Origin of the sequence: Streptomyces sp. NBC_00727, from assembly GCF_045161745.1 — a bacterium.
Classification (GTDB): domain Bacteria; phylum Actinomycetota; class Actinomycetes; order Streptomycetales; family Streptomycetaceae; genus Streptomyces.
In genome coordinates this window covers 4,536,629-4,554,387 of sequence record NZ_CP108981.1, presented here as the reverse complement: position 1 = coordinate 4,554,387, position 17,759 = coordinate 4,536,629, and the positions used below count along the sequence as shown (strand labels likewise).

Genomic DNA, 17,759 nt, shown 5'->3' with positions numbered 1-17,759 from the left:
AACCCCATTTAACCCGCTCCGACCTGCGTTTTCGTCGGTCGGGGCTTTTGCCTTCTCCCCCTTTTCCCGGTGAATTGTTAGGCTCGTGGTTTCGCCCACCCGTAGGAGCGCATGCTCACGGGTAGGGCGTTGCTTTGTATTCCCAGTACCGACGAGGAGCACCCTGTGACTCAGACCAGCGAAAACGTCACCTGGCTCACGCAGGAGGCGTACAACCAGCTCAAGGCCGAGCTGGAGTACCTGTCTGGTCCCGCGCGCACGGAGATCGCCGTCAAGATCGCGGCGGCCCGTGAGGAGGGGGACCTGCGCGAGAACGGCGGGTACCACGCGGCCAAGGAGGAGCAGGGCAAGATGGAGCTCCGGGTGCGCCAGCTGACCCAGCTCCTCGAGCACGCGAAGGTCGGCGAGGCGCCGGCCGACGACGGCGTGGTCGAGCCCGGCATGGTCGTGACGATCGCCTTCGACGGCGACGTGGACGACACCATGACCTTCCTCCTGGCGTCCCGCGAGTACGCGAGCGCGGACATCGAGACGTACTCGCCGCAGTCGCCGCTAGGCGTGGGCGTGAACGGCAAGAAGATGGGCGAGGACGCCGACTACGAGCTGCCGAACGGCAAGACCGCCACGGTGAGGATCCTGTCGGCGAAGCCGTACACCGGCTGACCGCCCGCACCGGACAGCAGGGAGCCCCGGCCGCACCGGCAGCCGGGGCTCCTCCGTGTCCTGGGCCCGCCCTCAGTGGGAGACCGAGCGGTACTTGCGTACGGCCAGCGTCCGGAAGACCAGGATGATCAGTACGGACCAGATCAGCGAGGCCCAGACGGGGTGCTCCATCGGCCAGGCGCCCGTCACGGACTTCGGGACACCGGCGATCGTGTTGCCGAACAGTTCGCGGGCCGCCGCCACCGTGGCACTGAACGGGTTCCACTCGGCGACGTACTGCAGGAAGGCCGGCATGCCGTTGACCGGTACGAACGCGTTCGAGATGAACGTCAGCGGGAACAGCCAGATCAGACCGCCCGAGGTTGCCGCCTCCGGGGTGCGCACGGACAGGCCGATCAGCGCGCCGATCCAGGTGAACGCGTACCCAAGCAGGAGCAGCAGGCCGAACCCGCCGAGTACCTCCCCGATGTTCGTGTGCGTACGCCAGCCGACGAGTAGGGCCACCACCGCGAGCACGGCCAGCGTCACAGCCGTCTGCACCAGATCCGCGAGGGTTCGACCGGTCAGGACGGCGCCACGCGCCATCGGCAGTGACCGGAAGCGGTCGATGAGGCCCTTGTGCATGTCGTCGGCGATGCCCGCGCCGGCGCCGGCGGTGGCGAAGGTGACGGTCTGCGCGAAGATGCCCGCCATCAGGAATTCCTTGTAGGCGGAGGCGCTGACGCCTGCACCCGGGATGGCGATGGATCCGCCGAAGACGTAGGTGAAGAGCACCACGAACATGACTGGCTGGATGACGCCGAACAGCAACATCTCGGGAATCCGGGTCATGCGAATCAAGTTGCGCTTGCCGATGACCAGCGAGTCGCGGACCGACTGGCCGATGCCGCCGCCGGGGCGCGGGACGCTCGTGCGGGCGGTTTCGCTGAGGGCGCTCATTTCTCCGTCTCCGATCCGGGGGTCCCGGCGTCGTTCTTCTCCTGTTCGGCGGCGTGGCCGGTGAGGGAGATGAACACGTCGTCGAGGGTGGGGCGGCGCAGGCCGATGTCGTCGATCTCCACGCCCTGGGCGTCGAGGTCGCGGATGACCTCGGCCAGGAGCTTGGCGCCGCCGTCGACCGGGACGGTCAGCTTGCGCATGTGCGGCAGGACCGCGGCCTCGCCCTTGCCGAGGCGGGTCAGGACGGCGCGGGCCGCTTCGATCCGGTCCGGGTCGTGCACGACGACCTCGACGCGCTCGCCGCCGGTACGGGCCTTGAGCTGGTCGGAGGTGCCGCGGGCGATGACCCGGCCGTGGTCGATCACGCAGATGTCGTGGGCGAGGTGGTCGGCCTCCTCCAGGTACTGCGTGGTGAGCAGCAGCGTCGTACCGCCGGCGACCAGCTCCTCGATGACCTCCCAGAGCTGCTGGCGGTTGCGCGGGTCGAGGCCGGTCGTCGGCTCGTCCATGAACATGACCGGCGGGGAGACGACGAGCGCCGCCGCCAGGTCGAGGCGGCGGCGCATGCCTCCGGAGTACGTCTTGGCGGGGCGGTCCGCCGCGTCGGCCAGGTTGAACCGGTCAAGCAGTTCGCCTGCCCGGACCTTCGCCGCGCGCCCGCTCATCTGGTAGAGCTGGCCGACCATGCGGAGGTTCTCGCGGCCGGTCAGGTATTCGTCGACGGCGGCGAACTGGCCGGAGAGCCCGATCGAGCGCCGTACCTCGTTGGGATTCTTCAGGACGTCGATCCCCGCCACGAAGGCCCTGCCGCTGTCGGGCCTGAGCAGCGTGGTCAGAACGCGGACGGCGGTCGTCTTGCCGGCCCCGTTGGGTCCGAGGAGGCCGAGGACGGTGCCTTCCGGCACGTCGAGGTCCACACCGCCTAGTGCAGTCACGTCCCCGAAGGCCTTCACGAGCCCTTCCGCGTAGATGGCGCCTGGCATATGGGATTCCCCCAGTGCGTTCGGGTGGCTACCTCTCAGACCCCAGATCCTAGGTTTGCCGGGGGCGCCGTGCCCGATGAACACACAAGCCGGGGCATGCCTGTCAGCCCATCACCAGATACCCCGCGTCGCGCAGCGCCGACCTCACGTCGTCGCAGTGCTCGGGGCCCTTGGTCTCCAGCTGCAGTTCGACCTCCGCCTCGGTGAGGCCGAGCCTGGGGTCGGTACGGGCATGGCTGATGTCCAGGACGTTGGCGTCGGCCACCGACAGCACGCCCAGCATCGTGGCCAGCGCGCCGGGCCGGTCCGTGAGGCGCAGCTTGAGGCTGAGGTAGCGGCCGGCCGCCGCCATGCCGTGGGTGAGGATGCGCTGCATCAGCAGCGGGTCCACGTTGCCGCCGGAGAGCAGGGCGACCACGGGGCCGTGGAACGACTTGGGGTCGCTGAGCAGGGCGGCGACCGGGCTCGCCCCGGCGGGTTCGACGACCATCTTGGCGCGTTCCAGGCAGAGCAGCAGGGCGCTGGACAGCTCGTCCTCGGAGACCGTACGCACCTCGTCGACCAGGTCCCTGACCAGGCCGAACGGCACGTCGCCGGGGCGGCCGACCTTGATGCCGTCCGCCATGGTCTGGAGGGTGCCGATGGAGACGGGGCGGTCGGCCGCCAGGGACGGCGGGTAGCAGGCGGCTCCGGCCGCCTGGACGCCGATGATCCGCACGTCGGGGCGGACGGCCTTGACCGCGACGGCGACGCCGGCCGCGAGTCCGCCGCCGCCGACCCCGAGGACGATGGTGCGGACCTCGGGGCACTGCTCCAGGATCTCCAGGCCGACCGTGCCCTGTCCGGCGATGACGTCGGCGTGGTCGAAGGGGTGGATGAAGACCGCGCCTGTCTCGCGGGCGTACTCCTGCGCGGCGGCCAGGGTCTCGTCGACGACGGTGCCGTGCAGCCGGACCCGGGCCCCGTACTCGCGGGTGGCGGCGACCTTCGGCAGCGGCGCCCCGACCGGCATGAAGACCGTGGAGCGTACGCCGAGGAGCGCAGACGCGAGGGCGACACCCTGCGCATGGTTTCCGGCACTCGCGGCCACGACGCCGGCGGCGCGTTCGACCGGGGTGAGTCCGGAGATGCGTACGTAGGCGCCCCGCAGTTTGAACGAGCCGGTCCGCTGGAGGTTCTCGCACTTGAACAGGACGGGCGCGCCCACCAGGCCGGAGAGGTGGCGGCTGCCCTCGAGCGGGGTGATCCTGGCGACCCCGGAGAGCATCTTCTGCGCCCCCCGTACGTCGTCGAGGATCACGGGGGGAAAGCCGCCGGGCGACAGGAAGTTCATACCGCAAGTCTTGCAGCTCGCGGGGGTCCCGGCCGTCGCATGCCGGGCCGTCCTGCGTCGATGTCCGCAGGTTTGTGCAGCACTGGTACGCGTTGCCCCGGGGCCGCGTACTCTGTCCCCCACCCATCCGACACCGCACGAAGAGAGCCCCCGGCCATGCCCCCTCAGGACATGACGACTGCCTCGTCTCCTTCCGGGGGCGCAGCCCCGGAAATCCCGGGTCCCGACCACCTTCTCGACAGCCTCCAGCACCAGGTGGCCGTCTTCGCCCGCCGGGCCGAGCAGACCCGCCTCGGCGGGGTGGGCCAGGTGCGCAACTCGATGGACCGGGCGGCGTATCTGCTGCTGAACCGGCTGGACCGGGAAGGGCCGATGGGCGTCAAGGCGCTGGCCGCCGGGATGGGGATCGACTCCTCCACGGTGACGCGGCAGGTCGCGCCGCTGGTGGACACCGGCCTGGTCAAGCGCACCTCGCACCCGGAGGACGGGCGTGCGGTCGTGCTCCAGCTCTCGCCGCGCGGCCAGGCCCGGCTGGACGAGGTCCGGGGCTCGCGGCGGGAGTTGATGTCGCAGGTGACGGACGGGTGGAGCGAGGAGGAGCGGGACACGTTCTGCGCGCTGCTCACCCGGTTCAATGCGGCGCTGGCGGCCCGGCAGGCCGCGCACCAGACGACCCCGGCGGGCTGAACACCCTGCGCGTACCGAGGGGTTGACCTCAGGGCGGCGGCGCGCTCCGATTGAGGTGTGCGAGAGCGCCACGCGGGCCGGGAGCGGTGCCGCGCCCAGGACTTCGAGTCCTTCGTCGCGGGCGCGGCGGGCCGCCTGCTGCACACGGCCACGCTGCTGACCGCCGAACCGGCGGACGCGCCGGGCGCCAACCCGCTGGCGCTGCGGCTCCTGACGGCATCGCTGGCCCGGACGTTCGCCGGCTGGGACCGGCTGCGCGGCGAGGACCCGTACGACCGGACCCGGCAGGATCTGGCGGCCCGGTTCGCCGGCGAGGCGTGGCGCCACCACCGCCCGCGCGGCGGGCTGCTGGACCGGCTGACCCCGCAGGAACGGCTCGTCCTGGTGCTGCGGCTGTACGAGGGTGTCTCCGAGGAGCAGACCGCGGCCCTGCTGGGGCTGTCCCGGGACCGGGTGCGCGCGGTCTGCAACCGGTCGGTGGCCACGATGCGCGGCACCCGGAGTCCGACGGTGCGCCGGGGGCCCGCCCGGCTCCTCGGGGCGGCGCCGTGAGCGGCACCGGGCGCCGCGAGGACCAGGTGCGGCGGATGCTGGAGGGCCCGCATCCGCAGGTGCCCGCCGGTCTGGCGGCGCGGGCGGCGGAGCGGGGCGGCCGGCTGCTGCGGCGCCGGCGGGCGCTGCGCCGGCTCTGGGTGCTGGCGCTGGTCGCCGCGGTGGCGGTGTTCGCGGTGTGGGCGCTGGTGGCCCGGCCCTGGGAGGCACCGCCCGCGGGGATCACGCCGCCGCTGGAGGGCTGGTAGACGCGGCGCTCCGGACCACCCCGGAAAGGAGAGCCGCGTGAACCGGCCGCCTCCTGAGCCGGCCGCGTACGCGGGCGGGACCGGCGAACCGGCCCCGCCCCCTTTCGCGTCTCAGCCCAGCGCCTGCGTCAGGTCCGCGAGCAGGTCGTCCGCGTTCTCGATACCGACGGAGAGGCGGACCAGGTCGCCCGGGACCTCCAGCGGGGAGCCGGCCGCCGAGGCGTGCGTCATGCGGCCCGGGTGCTCAAGGAGCGATTCGACGCCGCCCAGGGACTCGCCCAGGGTGAACAGCTTCGCCCGGTTGCAGACCTCGACCGCCGCCTCCTCGCCGCCCGCGACGCGGAAGGACACCATGCCGCCGAAGGCCCGCATCTGCTTGGCGGCGACCTCGTGGCCCGGGTGCTCGGGCAGGCCCGGGTAGAGGACCTGGGCGACCTTGGGGTGCCGGGTCAGCAGGTCGGCGATCTTGGTGGCGTTCTCGCTGTGGCGGTCCATGCGCACGGCGAGCGTCTTGATGCCGCGCAGCACCAGCCAGGCGTCGAACGGGCCGGCCACGCCGCCCATCGCGTTCTGGTGGAAGACCAACTCGTCGGCGAGGTCGGGGTCGTTGACGATCAGCGCGCCGCCGACGACGTCCGAGTGGCCGCCCATGTACTTGGTGGTGGAGTGCACCACGACGTCCGCGCCGAGCGCCAGCGGCTGCTGGAGGTAGGAGCTCGCGAAGGTGTTGTCGACGACGAGGCGCGCCCCGGCGGTGCGGGCGACCTGGGCGACGGCGGCGATGTCGGTGATGCCGAGCAGCGGGTTGGACGGGGTCTCCACCCAGACCGCCTTGGTGCGCGGGGTGATCGCGGCCCGGACCGCCGCCACGTCCGAGGTGTCGGCGACGGAGAACTCCACGCCCCAGCGCGAGGCGACCTTCGCGAACAGCCGGAACGTGCCGCCGTAGGCGTCGTTCGGGATGACCACGTGGTCGCCGGGGGTCAGCAGCGTACGGAGCAGGCAGTCCTCGGCGGCGAGGCCGGAGGCGAAGGCGAGTCCGCGCCGGCCGCCCTCCAGGGCCGCGAGGTTCTCCTCCAGGGCGGTGCGGGTCGGGTTGGCGCTGCGGCTGTACTCGTAACCGCCGCGCAGCCCGCCCACGCCGTCCTGCTTGTACGTGGACACCTGGTAGATGGGCGGGACCACGGCGCCGGTGAGGGGGTCGGCGGTGTTCCCCGCGTGGATCGCACGGGTTTCGAAGCTGTGCTGGTCGCTCATGGGGCCGAGCGTAGTGCGTGACGAGGTCCCTCACGGGTCACATGGCCGTCCGGTGACAATGGGGGCATGGAGATTCTGTGGTTCCTGCTCGCGCTGTGCCTGCTGACCGCCGCCATCGGCCCGTACGTGCTGCGCCGGCGCGGCGGCGGCATCCGGCTGGCCGCCCCCGGTTCCCCCGACGCCGCCGACCCGCAGGACTACGGCTTCGTGCGCCAGGAGGAGCTGGACGTCCGGACGCCGGGGGCGGACCAGGACCTGCTGGACGTGCTGGAGGTCGTGCAGCACACGCAGGAGTGGCGGGCCGCGTCCCAGCTGCTGGCCGGGACGCCGAAGGAGGGTGAGCTGCGCTGGCAGCGGGTACAGGCGTTCGCCGGGGCGGCCTCGCTCGAGCTGCTGCGACAGCCGGGCGTCGGCGGTTCGTGGCTGCGCAAGTGGCGCGCGGAGGCGCCGAAGGACGCGGGCGCGGCGGCGGTGCACGCGGAGTTCCTGGTGCAGCAGGCGTGGCGCTCGTCCACGGCGGGCACGGACGACTTCCGGATCATCCTGGAGGAGGCCCGCACGGTGATCGGCGAGGCCGCCCTGCTGGCCCCGGGTGACCCGGTCCCGTACGTCGTGGAGCTGGCGGTCGCGCGCGGACTGGGTTATTCGGGCGAGGAGTTCGACCGGCTGTGGGCGAAGATCATCGACCGGGCGCCGGCGCACATGGGCGCGCACATCGCGGCGCTGCACTTCTGGAGCGAGCGGTGGCACGGCTCGCGCGAGGAGGCCGACCGCTTCGCGACGGCCGCCGCGGCCCGTGCCCCGCAGGGCTCGCTGCTGGCCGGGCTGCCGCTGTTCGCGGTGTACGAGCACCTGCCCGAGGTCAATCTGGTGCGCGGCTTCTACGAGAGCCAGGTCGTGACCAGGGCCGTCGAGGGCGCGATGTACGCGGTGCACGCGGCGCGCGCCGACGACCCGATGCTGCCGCACGTGCGCCATCTGCTCGTGCTGTTCCTGGTCCGGATGGAGCGCTGGTCGGAGGCGGTGCACCAGTTGGTCCGCATCGACGGATACGTGGGCGCGCTGCCGTGGACGGCGAGCGAGGACCCGGCCGCCGAGTACGCGGTGTACCGGGCGCTGGCGGTCGCGGGCTACGAGGCGAACGGCGGCAGCCCGGCGTCGCTGCCGCACTAGGGCGGATCCGCCGGACACGCCCTAGGAATCCGCGGGGCTCTTCGCGCGTTGTACGGACAGCACGCCCGATCCAGGAGGAGCCCCCGCATGTTCCTGCACCGCCGCACACCCCAGCTCCCCACCCCGGAGGAGGCCCTGCGCGGCCGTCCGGTCCCCGAGTTCACCGTCCCGTCCCGCCACACGGTCCTGGGCAACCCGCTGCTGGGCCCGTACCCGGAGGGTCTGGCGGTCGCGGACTTCGGACTGGGCTGTTTCTGGGGCGCCGAGCGCAAGTTCTGGCAGACGGACGGCGTCTGGACGACGCTCGTCGGCTACCAGGGCGGCTACACGGAGAACCCCGCGTACGAGGAGGTCTGCTCGGGCCTCACCGGCCACACGGAGGCCGTTCGCGTCGTGTACGACCCCTCCGTGGTCACGTATCCCGAGCTGCTGAAGCTGTTCTGGGAGTCCCACGACCCGACCCAGGGCTTCCGCCAGGGCAACGACGTGGGTACGCAGTACCGCTCGGCCGCCTACACCCACACGCCCGACCAGGCGGCGGCCGCCGCGGCCTCCCGCGAGGCGTACCAGAAGGTCCTGACGGCCTCCGGCCACGGCGAGATCACCACGGAGATCCTCCCGGCCGACGGCCGCCCCTTCTACCCCGCCGAACCGGCCCACCAGCAGTACCTGGACAAGAACCCGGCCGGCTACTGCGGCATCGGCGGCACGGGCGTCTCCTGCCCGGTGGGCGTGGCCCCGGCGGAGAGCTGAGACACACCCGAATGGAACGGGCCCCGGGGAAGCGTCCCGGGGCCCGTTCCACGCGTCGCGGCCGGGGTCAGATCAGCCCCTGCGCCAGCATCGCGTCCGCGACCAGTTCGAAGCCGGCGATGTTGGCGCCGACCACGTAGTTGCCGGGGCTGCCGTAGCGCTCGGCGGTGGTGTAGCAGGAGTCGTGGATGTGGCGCATGATCTCCGCGAGGCGCTGCTCCGTGTGGGCGAAGGTCCAGGAGTCGCGCGAGGCGTTCTGCTGCATCTCCAGGGCGCTGGTGGCCACGCCGCCCGCGTTGGCCGCCTTGCCGGGGGCGAAGGCCACGCCGGCGTCCTGGAAGACGCGGACGGCCTCGGGGGTGGTGGGCATGTTGGCGCCCTCGGCGACCGCCTTGACGCCGTTGCGGACGAGGGTGAGCGCGTCGGCCTCGTGCAGCTCGTTCTGGGTGGCGCAGGGCAGGGCCACGTCGACGGGGACGTTCCAGACGCCGGTGCCCTCGACGTACTTCACGTGCGCGCCGCGCCGCTCGGCGTACTCGGAGATGCGGCCGCGGCCGCGCTCCTTGATCTCCTTGAGGAGGTCGAGGTCGATGCCCTTGTCGTCGACGACGTAGCCGCCGGAGTCGGAGGCGGTGACGACGGTCGCGCCGAGCTGCTGGGCCTTCTCGATGGCGTAGATCGCGACGTTGCCGGAGCCGGAGACGGAGATGCGCTGGCCGTCCAGGGACTCGCCGCGGCTGCGCAGCATCTCGGCGGTGAACATGACGCAGCCGTAGCCGGTGGCCTCGGTGCGGACGAGGGCGCCGCCCCAGCCGAGGCCCTTGCCGGTGAGGACGCCGGACTCGTGGCGGTTGGTGATCCGCTTGTACTGGCCGAAGAGGTAGCCGATCTCGCGGCCGCCGACCCCGATGTCACCGGCGGGCACGTCGGTGTACTCGCCCACGTGGCGGTGGAGCTCGGTCATGAAGGACTGGCAGAACCGCATGATCTCGGCGTCCGAGCGGCCCTTCGGGTCGAAGTCCGCGCCGCCCTTGCCGCCGCCGATGGGCATGCCGGTGAGGGCGTTCTTGAAGATCTGCTCGAAGCCGAGGAACTTCACGATGCCGAGGTTGACCGAGGGGTGGAAGCGCAGCCCGCCCTTGTACGGGCCGAGCAGGCTGGAGAACTCGACCCGGAAGCCGCGGTTGACGTGGATGTCGCCCGAGTCGTCCGACCACGGCACCCGGAAGATCAGCTGGCGCTCCGGCTCGCATATGCGCTCGATGACCCGGGCGTCCACGAACTCCGGCCGCTGGGCCAGCACGGGACCGAGGGTCTCCAGGACCTCCCGGACCGCCTGGTGGAATTCCTTCTCGCCCTGGTTGCGGCGGAGGACCTCGGCGTACAACGGCTCGATGACGCGGTTCTCGGCGGCGTGCGAGGTTGCGGAGTCAGGGGTGACCGGCATCTGATCAAGACCTTCCATGGGTCGGCTCATACGCGGGAGCGCCCCCGTCCCGAGGGGCGCCAGGTCCCCCTCCCCATTGAGGGCGTCGCCGGAACATCGCGCGTACCGTGCTCGCGACTGCGGCGTACAGGACCGTCGTGGCGTACCGATTCTCCCAGTGGACCGGCTCCCCGGCCCGTGGCATCCACATGGTGATCGGGCGTCCGGGCTCTCCGGACCTGGCCAACGGCCTTGCGCGAGGCCGGTTCCGGGTGTGAATGGCCGGGTTGGGGCCGCGTCGGCCGGGCCGCCGAAGTGGTGAAGCTCACAGTCGCCCGGGGTCGACGGTGAGCTTCCGGAAATCCAGCCGTTACGCCATCGGGGTGGCGTCCGCCGCCGCCCGCAGCGTCGCGGCCGTCGCCGACGCGTCGTAGTCCGGCGCCACGCCCTCGACGAGCACCACGTCACCGGCCATGTTCCGGGCCCGCAGCGGCACCAGCTCCTGGTAGGCCGGGGAGGCGTACCAGGCGCGCGCCTCCTCGATGCCGGGGAAGCCGACGACGACCACCGCGCCGGGCCACGCGCCCTCGGCCACCTCGACCGGCGCGTTGTGGACGAGGAAGCGGCCGCCGTACGGGTCCATGGTCGACTGGATGCGCTCGATGTAGTCGACGACCTCCTCGTTGGGGCGTCCTTCGGGGTACAGGTGCGCGATGGCGTAGGCGGTCATGGCGTGCCCTCCGGTTCGTACGGCCGCCCGTCGGCCGATGGCCTCCATGCTGCCGGGGGCGCCGGGAGGCGTCGATTACCCGCGGGGTAATGCGGAGCGCCCCCGGGACGGAATGACGGTCCCTCAGACATGATTCGGTCATGACATCCTTACGGGGGAACCACAGAGATCCCAGTCCTCGTGGGCCCGCCGGGGCCGGGCTGCCCGCCCTGCCCGGGCACAGCGGGCACGCCGGGTCCTCACGGCCCGGACCGCGCACACCCCCGCGCGCCGGTGAGACGCGCCGCTGCCTCGCCGTGGGCCTGGACTGCTATCTGTGCGTGCTCACGGCCGGGCTGCTGGTCAGGCCGTACGTGGACGCCGCGCCGCTGCCCGAGGCCGCGGCTCTGCTGGCCGTGCCGGTGCTCGTGCTGTCGTTCGTCAACCAGGTCGTGCTCACCGCGTTCCTCGGCGCGGGCGCGGGCAAGCTGATCATGGGCATACGGGTGGTGAGCCTGCCGGACGTCCGGCGCCCCGGCCCCGGCCCGCTGGTGCGGCGCTGGCTCTACGGACTGGCCTGGCTGCCCCTGCGCCCCTGGTACGGGCTGCGCACGAGCGGGCAGCGGGACGAGACCGGCTGCCCGCTGGTGCGGACGTGCGAGGAGGGCGTCTCGTACGCGGACCCGCTCGGGCTGCGCCAGGTGCGCCGGGGCGACCTCGTGGCGTACCGCAGGGCCGTCGCGAGCCGGGCGGTCTGAGCGAGCGCTGTGCACCGCCGCCGGGGGCGCGGGCCCGCCGGGGGCGGTCGGGGACAGGGTGCGGGCCGGATCAGGCCGGGGCGTTCTCCGTGATGGTGACCTTGCCCTTGCGGATGGTGGCCAGACGCGGGGCGCGGCGGGCGATCGAGCTGTCGTGGGTGACCATGATGAAGGTGAGCCCGTGCTCCTTCCACAGGGTCTCCAGGACCTCCATGATCTCGTCGCGCATGGACTCGTCGAGGTTGCCGGTGGGTTCGTCGGCGAGGAGCACCTTGGGCTGCTTGACCAGGGCCCGGGCGATGGCGACGCGCTGCTGCTGGCCGCCGGACATCTCGCCGGGCACATGGCCGAGCCGCTCGCCGAGCCCGACGGAGTCCAGCGCCTCGGCGGCTCTTCTGCGCCGCTCGGCCGCCTTGACGCCGAGGGGGACGAGCGCGGTCTCGACGTTCTCCTGGGCGGTGAGCGTCGGAATCAGGTTGAAGCTCTGGAAGACGAAGCCGATGTTCTGGGCGCGCACCTTGGTGAGCTTGGCCTCGCTGAGCTTGGCGAGGTCCATCCCGTCGAGCTCGACGCTGCCGGCCGTGGGGCGGTCCAGGCCGCCGAGCATCTGGAGCAGGGTGGACTTGCCGCCGCCGGTGGGGCCCTGGATGACCAGGCGGCCGCCGTCCTCGATGGTGAGGTCGACGCCGGCGAGGGCGTGCACGGTGGACTTGCCGCGCTTGTACTGCTTGGTGACGCCTTGAAGCGTGTACATGGGTGTCTCCTGACGGGGTGTGGGGTGCGGGCTGCTACTCGACGCGGCGCAGCGCGTCCGCCGGGCGCAGCCGCGAGGCACGCCAGCCGCCGAAGGCGCCCGCGATCAGCCCGCCCGCCACGGCCAGGGCGACGGCGGTCAGGATGACGGAGAGGGAGACGGGCGCGGTGAGCGCGATGTCCAGGGCCTTGGACGCGCTCTGCCGGCCGGGGCCGCCGCCGCCCATCATTCCGCCGCGCATCCCGCCACCACCGCCGGAGGAGCCGAGCTCCGCGGTGAGGGTGGGGCTGACGGCGGTGACCGCGTAGGCGCCGGCCAGGCCGATCGCGATGCCGAGCACGCCGCCGATCAGGCCGTTGACCAGGGCCTCGCCGATGACCTGGCGGGTGACCCGGCCGCTCTTCCAGCCGAGGGCCTTGAGCGTGCCGAACTCGCGCACCCGACGGCTGACGGCGGAGGAGGTGAGGAGCCCGGCGACGAGGAACGCGGCGACCAGGACGGCGATGGAGAGCCATTTGCCGACGCCGGCGGCCAGGTCGGACGCGGTGGACAGGGAGCCGGAGACGGTGTCCGCGAGGTCGGCGGAGGTAGTGACCGTGGTGCCCGGGATGTTCTTCTGGATGACCGACTTGACGCTGTCGATCTCCTGCGAGTCCGCGGCCTTCACGTAGACCGTGGTGACCTTGTCCTTCGAGTCGGAGAGGGTCTGCGCCTGCTGGAGCGGGACGTAGAGGTTGGCGGCCGCGTCCCCGCTGTCGGCCGTCGAGACGCCGATGATCGTGAACTCGGTGCCGTGGATGGTCACCGTCTTGCCGGTGGAGAGGGTCTTCTCCTTGGCGTAGGCGGAGTCGACCACGGCCACCTCGGCGTTGGTCTCGGTCGTCTTGAACGTACGGCCCGAGGTGATCTTCGACGAGGTGAGCGGGCCGAGGTCCTGCTGGGTGACGTCGGTGCCGTACACCGTGTAGGAGTTGACGTCGAAGGAGGCGCCGCCGCCCTTGACCTCGCCCTGCGGCTGGCCGCTGCCGCCGCCGGGTCCGCGTCCGCCGCCCTGGCTCGTGCCGCCCTCCTGCTTGAACTCGCCGCGCTTGAACTGGCCGTCCACCTTCATCACGGACAGGCTCAGTCCGCCGACCGCACCGGCGACGCCGTCCTGCTCGCCGACCTTGCCGACGGCGGAGGAGGCCAGGGTCTGGAAGCCCTGGACCATGACCCGGTCGGTGCTCTGGGTCGCGTCGTCGTCGCTGTCCTTGGCGTCGAACTCGAACTTGGGGCGGCCGGTGGAACCGGACTCGGGCGCCGTGGCCGCCTTGGTGACGGTCATGTCCGTGCCGAGCCCGTACAGCGATTCCAGGACCTTGTCCTGGGCCTTGCTCATGCCCGAGGAGACCGAGCTGACGATGATGACCAGCGCAATACCGAGGGCGAGCCCGGAGGCGACGACGAGCGCCGCCTTTCTGCGGCGGCGCAGCTCGCGCCGGAGGTAGGTGAAGAACATGGCGCGAGACTAGGAACCGCTCGTGATGGTGGGTTAAGGCCACCATGAGAGCCGGATGAGAACAGTGTGTACGCCGAAGGCGGCGGCACCGGACCCTGTACGGGTCGTGGTGCCGCCGCCTTCGGCGTACGGGGTGGGGATGCGGCCGGGGAGGGGCCGGTCAGGCGGTCGTGCCCGCCGTCCACTCGGACCAGCTCATGTTCCAGCCGTTGAGGCCGTTGGAGGGCTGGATGGTCTTGTCCGGGGAGTTCTTGACGATGACGACGTCACCGATCATGGAGTTGTTGTAGAACCACGCGGCGGGCTGGTTGGCGTCACCGGCGCCCTTGACGTCCGCGAGGCCGACACAGCCGTGGCTGGTGTTGACGCTGCCGAAGATGCCCTTGCCCCAGTAGTTGCCGTGGATGAAGGTGCCCGACGTGGACAGCCGCATGGCGTGCGGCACGTCCTTGATGTCGTACTCGCCCTTGCCGTCGTCGTCCGTGAAGCCGACCGTCGAACCGTCCATCCGGGTCTCCTTGTACTTCTCGGAGATCACCATCTGGCCGTTGTACGTCGGGTTGTCGGGCGAACCGGCGGAGATCGGGATGGTCTTGACCGTCTTGCCGTCCCGGGTGACGGTCATCATGTGCGTCTTGGCGTCCACGGTCGAGACCTGGTTGCGGCCGACCTTGAAGGTGACCGTCTTCTGCTGCACGCCGTAGACACCGTCCGCACCCTCGACGCCGTCCAGGGACAGCTTCAGGGTGACCGTGGAACCGGCCTGCCAGTAGTCCTCGGGGCGCAGGTCGAGGCGCTGGTTGTTGAACCAGTGGCCGACGACTTCCTGGCCGCTGCTGGACGTCACCTTGATGCCGTCCTGGACTGCCTTGGTGTCGGTGATCGGCTTGTTGAAGTTGATCGAGACGGGCATGCCGACGCCGACGGTGGAGCCGTCCTCGGGGGTGAAGTTCCCGATGAAGCTGTTGTCGGGCGAGACGGTGGTGAAGGAGGAGTTCTCGTGGGCCTCGCGGCCCTTGGAGTCCTGCGCCGTCGCGCTGACCTTGTAGGTGGTCGAGCGCTCCAGCTGGGCGTCCGGCTTCCAGCTCGTGCCGTCGGCGGAGAGGGTGCCCTTGACGCTCTTGCCGTCCGCGCTGGTCATCGTGACGGCGGTCAGCTTGCCCTTGGTGACGGTGACCTTCGCGGCGTTGTTGATGCTCGCGTTGGTCGCGCCGTTCTTGGGCGAGATCGCTATCTGGGCCTCGGACGCCTCCTGGGCCGCCGCCTTGTCGACGTCGGCCGCCTGGGACTTCGAGCTCTCGGGGCTGGGACCGCCCTTGTCGCCGCCGTCGTCACAGGCGGAAAGCACCAGTACGCCGCCGAGCAGTGCGGACGCGGCCATCAGGCCCTTGCGCCGCTTGCTGTCCGTCATCACACGCTTCTCCATCGTTGCCGAATTCCCCGAAAACCCCGAGCAAGGCCGCCCACCGGCGAAACCCCGTCAATGTTCCAAGAACCCCTTCTACGGGATTCCCGTTCCACGTCCGTCGAATGTGTGGGGAACACCACTCATCGACGCCGTGCCGGGGGCGGTGGTTCCCGCTTCCGCGGCACGGGACGGCCCCGGTCCGCCACGAGCGGGCCGGGGCCGTGTTCCCACAGGTCAGGCCCGCCGCTCCGTGCCGCCGTTGCCGTCGGCCTCCCTCCCATTGTGCGGGACGCCCGGGGCGCCACCACCGATCACGTCCTGCCCGAAGCCCTCCTCGTACCCCTCGTCGCCGTCCTCGTCCTCGCTCTCGTCGAGGTCCCATCCGTCCGGGTCGTCGGGGTCGTAGTCGATGCTCTCGCTGCTCCATGAGGCCTGGGCCAGCTCGACCCCGGGGACCTCCCCCACCAGGTCGAACGGGTCGATCAGCGAGGCGAGGGCCTCCGCTCCGTCTTCCCGTACCGCCGCCTCGGCATGCACGCGTTCCTCGGCGCCCTCGCCGCCGGGCTCGCCGTACTCGGCCGCGAGGCTTTCCAGGGCCGTTCCGCTGAGGGCGTCGGGGTCGGTGATCTCCACCACCATGTCCACCTTGAGGCGGACGAAACGCGATGATCCGGTTGTCTCGGAAGTGCTCATGGGGCGGAGCGTAAATCCCGGCCGTCATGCCTTCCCCGCGACCCGCTGCGTTCACTAGCATCGGGGGCGAGCCGGACTCCCGGACGTCGCAAAGGGGGACCCGTTTCCGTGACCATCACCCGTCGCCCGCTCCTGACCGCCGCCGCCGCGGGGACGCTGCTGTGCGCCCTGTGGTTCGTCCCGTCGGCCAACGCCACGGACGATACGGGCACCGCGCCCGTCAGCAGCACGACGACGGCCGGCGAGGACGCGGGCGCGGCGACGCTCGCCGAGACCGGCACAGTCACCACGCCGTAACTGCTCGGCGGGGTGACCTGCCGTTTCCCCGCATCCAGCCGTACGAATCCCGCGGAGGGGCGCTGATCAGGCCAGCGGTCCGGTGACCGGCTCCACGGCCGAGACCAGTCCGCCCGCCCGTACGAAGGTGTCGGCGGCGGCCAGGTCCGGCGACAGGAAGCGGTCCGGTCCCGGGCCCTCGACGCCGGCCGCCCGCAGCGCCTCGATGACGGCGAGCGTGGCCGGGGCCGGGGTCAGCCCCTGCTGGGCACGCAGCTCGACCGCACGGGTCGCCGCGTACAGCTCGACGGCGACGATCCGGGCGAGGTTGCCGACGGCGGTACGCAGCTTGCGCGCGGCCGACCAGCCCATCGACACGTGGTCCTCCTGCATCGCGGAGGACGGGATGGAGTCGGCGGAGGCAGGGACGGCGAGCCGCTTCATCTCGCTGACCAGGGCGGCCTGGGTGTACTGGGCGATCATCAGGCCCGAGTCGACGCCCGCGTCGTCCGCCAGGAACGGCGGCAGCCCGTGCGAACGGTTCTTGTCGAGCAGCCGGTCGGTCCGGCGCTCGGTGATCGAGCCGAGGTCCGCGGCGGCGATGGCCAGGAAGTCCAGCACATAGGCGACGGGCGCCCCGTGGAAGTTGCCGTTCGACTCCACCCGGCCATCCGGCAGCACGACCGGATTGTCCACCGAGGAGGCCAGCTCGCGGTCGGCGACGGTCGCGGCGTACGCGAGGGTGTCCCGGCCGGCCCCGTTGACCTGCGGCGCGCACCGCACCGAGTAGGCGTCCTGGACGCGCGGCGCGTCGTCCTGATGGTGGCCGGTGAGGCCCGAGCCGGCCAGCACCCGCAGCATGTTGTCGGCGCTGGCGCCCTGGCCGGGGTGCGGGCGGATGGCGTGCAGCTCGGGGGCGAGGACCTTGTCCGTGCCGAGCAGGGCCTCCAGGGAGAGGGCCGCGGTGATGTCGGCCGAGGTGTAGAGCGTCCGCAGGTCGGCAAGGGCCATGACCAGCATGCCGAGCATGCCGTCGGTGCCGTTGAGGAGGGCCAGGCCCTCCTTCTCGCGCAGCTCCACCGGGGTGATGCCGTGCGCGGCGAGCAGCTCACCGGCCGGGCGGACGGTGCCGTCGGGGCCCTCCGCGTCACCCTCGCCCATCAGGGCCAGCGCGCAGTGCGACAGGGGCGCCAGGTCGCCGGAGCAGCCGAGCGAACCGTACTCGTGGACGACGGGCGTGATCCCGGCGTTCAGCACGTCGGCCATGGTCTGCGCGACCTCGGGGCGTACGCCGGTGTGGCCGGAGGCGACCGTCTTCAGCCGCAGGAACATCAGCGCCCGGACGACCTCGCGCTCGACGCGCGGGCCCATGCCGGCGGCGTGCGAGCGGACGATGTTGCGCTGGAGCTGTGCGCGCAGCTCCGGGCTGATGTGCCGGCTGGCCAGGGCGCCGAAGCCGGTCGAGACGCCGTAGACCGGCTCGGGCTTGGCGGCGAGCGCGTCCACGATCTCGCGCGCGGCGGCCAGCGCGGCCACCGCGGCGGCGGAGAGCTCGACACGGGCGTTGCCGCGGGCCACGGCGATGACGTCCTGAGCAGTGGTACCGGACGTCCCCACCACGACTGTATGCATATCCATATTCAGCAGCG

General features: G+C 71.7%; 18 protein-coding genes and 1 pseudogene. 8 read left to right on the top strand and 11 right to left on the bottom strand.

What is annotated here, in order from left to right; all coding sequences use genetic code 11:
* The first annotated feature begins 165 nt into the window (after positions 1 to 165).
* A complete protein-coding gene (gene greA, locus OG242_RS20720) occupies positions 166 to 663 on the top strand; it encodes a transcription elongation factor GreA (protein ID WP_405899580.1) in 498 nt (165 codons plus the stop codon).
* A 72-nt stretch (positions 664 to 735) separates the two neighbouring features.
* Here greA and OG242_RS20715 read toward each other — a convergent pair whose 3' ends face one another.
* The 3 genes from OG242_RS20715 to ilvA form a co-directional block, all read right to left on the bottom strand.
* On the bottom strand, positions 736 to 1,602 hold the full coding sequence (locus tag OG242_RS20715; RefSeq protein WP_405899579.1) for an ABC transporter permease: 867 nt from the start codon (positions 1,600 to 1,602) through the stop codon (positions 736 to 738).
* Entirely contained in the window at positions 1,599 to 2,585 is a 987-nt protein-coding gene (locus tag OG242_RS20710; protein WP_405899578.1) for an ATP-binding cassette domain-containing protein, read from the bottom strand. The genes OG242_RS20715 and OG242_RS20710 overlap by 4 nt, the downstream gene beginning before the upstream one ends.
* Positions 2,586 to 2,688: 103 nt before the next feature.
* Positions 2,689 to 3,918, bottom strand: coding sequence for a threonine ammonia-lyase (gene ilvA, locus OG242_RS20705; protein WP_405899577.1), 1,230 nt, complete (start codon positions 3,916 to 3,918; stop codon positions 2,689 to 2,691).
* 156 nt (positions 3,919 to 4,074) lie between these two features.
* Here ilvA and OG242_RS20700 point away from each other — a divergent pair, with 156 nt between their 5' ends.
* The 3 genes from OG242_RS20700 to OG242_RS20690 are packed head-to-tail and all read left to right on the top strand — an operon-like array spanning position 4,075 to position 5,405.
* Complete coding sequence (locus tag OG242_RS20700; RefSeq protein ID WP_405899576.1) at positions 4,075 to 4,605, top strand: MarR family winged helix-turn-helix transcriptional regulator; 531 nt, start codon at positions 4,075 to 4,077, stop codon at positions 4,603 to 4,605.
* A 57-nt stretch (positions 4,606 to 4,662) separates the two neighbouring features.
* Positions 4,663 to 5,157 (top strand): sigma factor-like helix-turn-helix DNA-binding protein, encoded by a 495-nt coding sequence (locus OG242_RS20695; RefSeq protein WP_405899575.1) that lies wholly within the window; start codon positions 4,663 to 4,665, stop codon positions 5,155 to 5,157.
* A complete protein-coding gene (locus tag OG242_RS20690) occupies positions 5,154 to 5,405 on the top strand; it encodes a hypothetical protein (RefSeq protein ID WP_405899574.1) in 252 nt (83 codons plus the stop codon). Before OG242_RS20695 ends, OG242_RS20690 begins: the two co-directional genes overlap by 4 nt.
* A gap of 111 nt (positions 5,406 to 5,516) precedes the next feature.
* Here the strand turns inward: OG242_RS20690 and OG242_RS20685 are convergent, their stop codons facing one another.
* The gene (locus OG242_RS20685) at positions 5,517 to 6,662 is read right to left on the bottom strand and encodes a cystathionine gamma-synthase (RefSeq protein WP_405899573.1); all 1,146 of its coding nucleotides are present in this window, start codon (positions 6,660 to 6,662) and stop codon (positions 5,517 to 5,519) included.
* 66 nt (positions 6,663 to 6,728) lie between these two features.
* On the opposite strand from OG242_RS20685, the gene OG242_RS20680 reads away from it, so the two are divergent.
* Together OG242_RS20680 and msrA are read left to right on the top strand one after the other, a co-directional pair.
* Positions 6,729 to 7,835 carry a hypothetical protein gene (locus OG242_RS20680; protein WP_405899572.1) on the top strand — a complete coding sequence of 369 codons (1,107 nt, stop codon included), beginning with the start codon at positions 6,729 to 6,731 and terminating at the stop codon, positions 7,833 to 7,835.
* A gap of 87 nt (positions 7,836 to 7,922) precedes the next feature.
* Positions 7,923 to 8,588, top strand: coding sequence for a peptide-methionine (S)-S-oxide reductase MsrA (gene msrA, locus OG242_RS20675; protein ID WP_405899571.1), 666 nt, complete (start codon positions 7,923 to 7,925; stop codon positions 8,586 to 8,588).
* 67 nt (positions 8,589 to 8,655) lie between these two features.
* Here the strand turns inward: msrA and gdhA are convergent, their stop codons facing one another.
* Positions 8,656 to 10,035 (bottom strand): NADP-specific glutamate dehydrogenase, encoded by a 1,380-nt coding sequence (gene gdhA / locus OG242_RS20670; protein ID WP_405899570.1) that lies wholly within the window; start codon positions 10,033 to 10,035, stop codon positions 8,656 to 8,658.
* Positions 10,036 to 10,384: 349 nt separating this feature from the next.
* Complete coding sequence (locus OG242_RS20665) at positions 10,385 to 10,744, bottom strand: DUF1330 domain-containing protein (RefSeq protein WP_405899569.1); 360 nt, start codon at positions 10,742 to 10,744, stop codon at positions 10,385 to 10,387.
* A gap of 209 nt (positions 10,745 to 10,953) precedes the next feature.
* On the opposite strand from OG242_RS20665, the gene OG242_RS20660 reads away from it, so the two are divergent.
* Positions 10,954 to 11,481: an RDD family protein gene (locus tag OG242_RS20660; RefSeq protein ID WP_405901674.1), complete on the top strand. Its 528-nt coding sequence runs from the start codon at positions 10,954 to 10,956 to the stop codon at positions 11,479 to 11,481.
* 70 nt (positions 11,482 to 11,551) lie between these two features.
* Here the strand turns inward: OG242_RS20660 and OG242_RS20655 are convergent, their stop codons facing one another.
* The 4 genes from OG242_RS20655 to OG242_RS20640 all read right to left on the bottom strand — a co-directional run bounded on the left by OG242_RS20655 (position 11,552) and on the right by OG242_RS20640 (position 15,780).
* On the bottom strand, positions 11,552 to 12,235 hold the full coding sequence (locus OG242_RS20655; RefSeq protein ID WP_405899568.1) for an ABC transporter ATP-binding protein: 684 nt from the start codon (positions 12,233 to 12,235) through the stop codon (positions 11,552 to 11,554).
* A gap of 34 nt (positions 12,236 to 12,269) precedes the next feature.
* Positions 12,270 to 13,733: an ABC transporter permease gene (locus tag OG242_RS20650; protein ID WP_405899567.1), complete on the bottom strand. Its 1,464-nt coding sequence runs from the start codon at positions 13,731 to 13,733 to the stop codon at positions 12,270 to 12,272.
* A 160-nt stretch (positions 13,734 to 13,893) separates the two neighbouring features.
* Positions 13,894 to 15,159 carry an Ig-like domain-containing protein gene (locus tag OG242_RS20645; protein WP_405899566.1) on the bottom strand — a complete coding sequence of 422 codons (1,266 nt, stop codon included), beginning with the start codon at positions 15,157 to 15,159 and terminating at the stop codon, positions 13,894 to 13,896.
* 216 nt (positions 15,160 to 15,375) lie between these two features.
* The gene (locus OG242_RS20640; protein ID WP_405901673.1) at positions 15,376 to 15,780 is read right to left on the bottom strand and encodes a hypothetical protein; all 405 of its coding nucleotides are present in this window, start codon (positions 15,778 to 15,780) and stop codon (positions 15,376 to 15,378) included.
* A 162-nt stretch (positions 15,781 to 15,942) separates the two neighbouring features.
* On the opposite strand from OG242_RS20640, the pseudogene OG242_RS20635 reads away from it, so the two are divergent.
* A pseudogene (locus OG242_RS20635) lies at positions 15,943 to 16,125 on the top strand (hypothetical protein); the annotation flags it as partial.
* 72 nt (positions 16,126 to 16,197) lie between these two features.
* Here OG242_RS20635 and hutH read toward each other — a convergent pair.
* Positions 16,198 to 17,742 (bottom strand): histidine ammonia-lyase, encoded by a 1,545-nt coding sequence (hutH, locus tag OG242_RS20630; RefSeq protein ID WP_405901672.1) that lies wholly within the window; start codon positions 17,740 to 17,742, stop codon positions 16,198 to 16,200.
* Positions 17,743 to 17,759 lie beyond the last annotated feature (17 nt).